The organism is Deltaproteobacteria bacterium (genome assembly GCA_016180855.1).
Lineage (GTDB): Bacteria > UBA10199 > UBA10199 > JACPAL01 > JACPAL01 > JACPAL01.
On record JACPAL010000023.1, the window covers coordinates 1 to 3,435 of the forward strand.

At 50.1% G+C, this 3,435-nt stretch carries 4 protein-coding genes and 1 pseudogene (1 of these 5 only partly in view); 3 read left to right on the plus strand and 2 right to left on the minus strand.

Annotation, left to right across the window (positions count from 1 at the left end):
• Nucleotides 1-145 precede the first annotated feature (145 nt).
• Nucleotides 146-388, plus strand: coding sequence for a type II toxin-antitoxin system Phd/YefM family antitoxin (locus HYT77_10110; protein MBI2068349.1), 243 nt, complete (start codon nt 146-148; stop codon nt 386-388).
• 3 nt (nt 389-391) lie between these two features.
• On the plus strand, nt 392-661 hold the full coding sequence (locus tag HYT77_10115) for a Txe/YoeB family addiction module toxin (protein ID MBI2068350.1): 270 nt from the start codon (nt 392-394) through the stop codon (nt 659-661).
• An 86-nt stretch (nt 662-747) separates the two neighbouring features.
• Here the strand turns inward: HYT77_10115 and HYT77_10120 are convergent, their stop codons facing one another.
• Together HYT77_10120 and HYT77_10125 are read right to left on the minus strand one after the other, a co-directional pair.
• On the minus strand, nt 748-1,875 hold the full coding sequence (locus tag HYT77_10120; GenBank protein MBI2068351.1) for a type 1 glutamine amidotransferase domain-containing protein: 1,128 nt from the start codon (nt 1,873-1,875) through the stop codon (nt 748-750).
• Nucleotides 1,876-1,916: 41 nt separating this feature from the next.
• Nucleotides 1,917-2,669: an SDR family oxidoreductase gene (locus HYT77_10125; protein ID MBI2068352.1), complete on the minus strand. Its 753-nt coding sequence runs from the start codon at nt 2,667-2,669 to the stop codon at nt 1,917-1,919.
• 108 nt (nt 2,670-2,777) lie between these two features.
• Here HYT77_10125 and HYT77_10130 point away from each other — a divergent pair.
• A pseudogene (locus tag HYT77_10130) lies at nt 2,778-3,435 on the plus strand (LysR family transcriptional regulator) (it continues 146 nt past the right edge of the window).

The following is a 3,435-nucleotide window of genomic DNA, read 5'->3' on the forward strand; positions in this document are numbered from 1 at the left end:
ACCGCCGACATGATCCAGACTCATGGTTCCATCGAGCTCTTACCGCCTGTGTTTTTGCCTCTCCGAGGACTCTTGGTACACTTTTCGGATAAGCATGTATCATCTTCATTGACAAGACGTACGTAAAAGCGTACGCTTTAGAATCATGACTTTCCGAACCGCAAGCCAAGCCCGAGCTGAGCTGTACAACCTCATTGACGAGGTTTCGGAATCACACGAACCGGTCCTCATTACGGGCAAACGAAACAGTGGTGTATTGGTTTCAGAGGAGGACTGGAAATCGATTCAGGAGACGCTCTATTTGACCTCCATTCCGGGAATGAGAAGATCCATTCAAAAAGGTCTCAAAACTTCTGTTAAGAAATGCTCCAAGAAACTCAACTGGTAGAGAATGTGGACTCTTGTTTACACGCGAGACGCACAAAAGGACGCCAAAAAAATAAAACAGGCGGGACTGCAAAACAAGGTTCAGAATCTTCTGGATCTGCTAAAAAAGAATCCGTTTAGCACCCCACCTCCTTACGAAAAATTACTGGGGGATCTGACCGGTGCCTATTCAAGGCGGATCAACATTCAACACCGCCTCGTCTATCAAGTGTTGAAAGGTCAAAAAATCGTCAAAGTGATCCGCCTCTGGACCAGTTGTCGCCGCATCTCTTGAGGCTCAAGTTTCACGCGTTGGCCGTGGCCGGGAAGAACCCATTCAAAATTAAAAGAGAGCAAACGACGCATTGGGGGAATCGAGAATCAGCGCTCATCGGTCTGTTTATAAAGAACAGATTCCATAAACGATTGGGCGTCCGCAACCACCTTCTTGCCATCAGGAGAGGCGAACGCTTTATCGGCCGCCTCCTTGCTGGTCCAATTCAGGTAGGCAATTTCATAATCAGACGTCGCCAAAACGATATAACCACGAAGCCCCTGCGGTTCAAACGCCTGCTTCACCTCACCCACATGTTTTGTGAGGTGTGGAAGGAACTCTGATGGAGAACTGCCTTTCAAACGGGACCCGACAAAAACGGTTGAATAGCCGTTCTTCCAATCAAGAGCCTCAGCTGAGATGTCGTAGACAACATTCGGTTCAATCCCGCCTTTTGGCATCCCCTTTTTCTGAGGAAGTGCACCGACACGTCTCTGGATGAGCGCCTCTAGAAACTCTTCCGAAAAACGAACATCCGACATCGGATTTTGCGCTGTAATCAGCTCACGATCCCGCACGACATTTCCGGTCCAGGGAGACGCCACAAAAACCGACGCACCCGCCTTGAGAAGTTCATCCGCCACATAATAGGTGAGATACCCATCCAAATGCCCGGCATCCTCCTCCTGTTTCTCTTCCGGTGTCGAAAAGACAGTCATCCGATAACCTTGGTAAGGCCACGGCTTGCCCGGGGCATTGGCCGACAGAAGAGCGGCTGGCCCGTGACAGATCAAGGCGGTCGGTTTTTGCTGTTGATGAAAGTAATTGAGAATCCGGCCTAAATTCGGGTCGCGAGAGAGGTCTTCCATCGGGGCATGCCCGCCCGGAACAAAAAGGCCGTCGAAAGAAGAGAGTTCCTTTTCCGAGAAAGAATCAAGTGGCCGCGGAGTTGCAAATTCGCGTATACCCTGAAGAAGCGCCTTGGCCGCAAGAAATTCCTCTTTGTCCTTAAACCAGCGCGTGTCATCGCTCACTTTATCCATCGTCGGGGCCCTGCCATTCGGGGTTGCAAAAACCGGCTTGTACCCTGCCTTGATAAGCTGTTTTAACGGAACCGCCAGCTCGGATAAAAAGTAGCCTGTCGGGTGTTCTCCACCCCCTTTTAGGCTCACATGATCTGAACCCGAGAGAACAACGAGTACCTTTGGTTGAACACCTGTTTTTTCGATCGCCATTTAAAACCTCCTTGTTTTTTGAACTTCAATTTTGAAACTTATCAATTCCCCTGTTCGCGCGGCATCACTAAAATCTCTTCAACATTCACGCGATCCGCTTGGGAGACTGCGTAAAAGATCGACTCGGCAATATCGTTCGGTTCGAGAAAGGTAAGGGTCGCCGCAAAACTCTTAAATGTCTCTTTGAACTCTTGATCTTGAATGCCTTCGGGCAATTCGGTCGTGACGGCACCGGGCTCAATGACGGTCACCTTCAATCCAGGCTCAGACGCCAGCTCCATTCGAAGACTCTGCGAAATAGCCCGAACGGCAAATTTGGTTCCATTATAAACAGCACAACCGGGATAAACCCGCCGACCTCCAACACTTGACATATTGATAATATGTCCGCTCTTCTGACTCAAAAAACGGGGGAGAATTGCAGCAATTCCGTACAAAACACCCTTGATGTTCACGTCAATTGTTTTCTCCCACTCATCAACGCGTCCCTTTTTCATGAAGGAGAGCGGCATGATGCCCGCGTTGTTAAACAAAATATCAGCACGTCCAAACGACTGATATGTTTTCTGCACCAGCGTCTCAACCTGATCCCTCCGGGTTACATCAGTTGGAACACACAGCGCCTCGCCCCCCTCCGATTCGATCTGCCTCTTCACCTTTTCCAATCGATCTACCCGTCGGGCCGCCAAGACAACTTTGACCCCCTCTGAGGCCAATCTCACCGCTGTCGCCTCCCCTATTCCGCTAGAAGCTCCCGTGATGATGGCAACCTTACCTAACAATCTTTGACTCATAATTTTCCCCTTCTTGTTTTTTGTTTTCAACACCCCCCATTCCACCCAAAAAATCATAAGTAAAATTATATGTTGTTAATGTTATCATTATGATATCTGATCGATTCAATGTCGTTGGACCACCTCGATGCCCGTCTTTTCCGGGCGTTTCTGTCGGCCGCTGAAGCCGGAAGCTTCACACTCGGAGCCCGCAGGGCCGGCATGACGCAATCGGGAATGAGCCAGCAGATCGCCCGGCTGGAAGAGCAGTTAGGGGTTCCCCTTTTTGAGCGTGTGAACAAAAAGGTTCTTTTGACCCCCGCCGGAGAACAACTGAAAACGTTCATCGAAACCTATGCCGAAACCGTAGAATCGTTCATCGAAAGTATGAAAGACGGGCAGATGTCGCCTCGGGGGCTCGTGCGGTATGCGATGCCAAGTTTTTGTCTGAAAACGCCCCATTTCCCGATGCTCTTGGCGAAGCGTCAAAACTTCTCACTCATCGATCTTCAGGTCCATCTTCTCGCCAACAATGAGATCCTCTCGAAATTGCTTCAGGGGGAGATCGATTTCGGTTTTGTCACACAGAAGGAAGAGAACCCGGCGCTCGCCTATAAACCGTTCGCGCAGGAGGAATATGTCCTGGTCGCCTCCGACAAAAAACTGGTTGAAGAACTGAACGCGGACTCTCTCGACAAACTTCGGTACATCAACTACCCGGGGTTCGGCGCGTTGTTTGATATCTGGCGGCGTCATTTCTTCCCCCGCCGCCTGACGCTTACGGAAC